2 protein-coding genes are annotated in these 1,219 nt (G+C 70.7%); both read right to left on the reverse strand.

Going from position 1 to position 1,219, the window contains the following annotated elements:
* Window positions 1-404: 404 nt before the first annotated feature.
* The gene (locus tag KBX39_RS31520) at window positions 405-854 is read right to left on the reverse strand and encodes an NUDIX hydrolase (protein ID WP_312247526.1); all 450 of its coding nucleotides are present in this window, start codon (window positions 852-854) and stop codon (window positions 405-407) included.
* Between the two features lie 6 nt (window positions 855-860).
* The coding region (locus tag KBX39_RS31525) for a DinB family protein (protein WP_210874066.1) at window positions 861-1,219 on the reverse strand (359 nt) is incomplete at its 5' end.

Genomic DNA, 1,219 nt, shown 5'->3' on the forward strand with positions numbered 1-1,219 from the left:
GCTAGGAATGGCACCGGCGGGGCGTCAAGCTTCGTCCCGGTGCTGCGGGGTGCGGGCCGCGCGTGAGGGTTCGGGTTTGCGGACCTTGAACCGGGCGATCGGCTTGACAGTGGTGCGGGTGACCTCGGCGACGAGTTGGTCGCCGTTGTGGACGCGGAAGGTGGTGTCGGAGGCTTCGACGGTGAGGGTGGTTCCGGCGTGGTGGATGCCGACGTGGATGCGTTGGCCGGCGATGACGAGGTTCCTCGGCAGCTGACGCGGCGTTCGACCCGGATCGGTTCGGGTGCCGGGGCGGGTGGGGGTCCGGCGGGGGCGACGACTTCCGGTCCCGGCCCGGGCGAGTGATCGACCGAGCCGCAGGCTCCCCCTGCGCGCGTTCGTGCCGAGAGACGTGTCCGTCGTGGTCAGGCGCGACGCTCGGCAAGGACCCTGCGGAACAGGGCGGGGTAGCCGGCATGAGCCAGCGGTAGCGCTCCGAGCGCGTCTGCGGTGAACCAGCCGATGGCGTCGTGTTCCTCCGGCGCCAGGTTGGCCGGAGACCCGCTCCACGCTTCGATCAGCCAGATCCGCATGTCGAACGTGTCGGCGTGAACCTCGTGCACTGGTGGACCCGCCGGCACCGCCACGTCGACGCCCAGTTCCTCTCGAAGCTCACGGGCAAGTGCGACACGGGGCGGTTCCCCGGGCTCGACGTGCCCGCCGGGCAGGTCCCAGACGTCGGGCAGCACACGACGCAGGGGAGAGCGGTGGCACAGGAGTATCCGGTTGCCGTCGCACAGCAACCCGGTGACGATGCGCGCCTTGGGAGATCCGTCCGCCGAGGCCTCCGATGCGGGGCCGGTCCACGTGGACACCGGACGCTACGCCTGCGCGTCCAGGTCGCGCACTGCGAAGCGGAGGTGTTCCCACTCCTCGTCGAAGATGACGTGAAGGCAGTGCAGGACCGGCTTCTCGTGTTCGGGTGACCAGGCTGACGGCCGAGGCTCGGCGAGCAGCTCCGGAGTGACGCCCGTGAGGAAGTCCCGCACCATGGCCTGCCGCTCGGCGCGCAGATCGAGCACCTGGGCGAGAATCGGCCGCGCCGCGGGGAAGATCGACATGTCGAGTCCGTCCGTCTCGTACTCGGCGTGCGGCTGCCCGAGCGGATGGAAGGGCTGCGGCAGGCGCAGGATCGCCTTGCCGAGCCAGGCGTCGGTGGCGAACGCGAGGTGGCGCAGGG

It is taken from the genome of Micromonospora sp. D75, from assembly GCF_018070405.1.
Taxonomy (GTDB): Bacteria; Actinomycetota; Actinomycetes; order Mycobacteriales; family Micromonosporaceae; genus Micromonospora; species Micromonospora chalcea.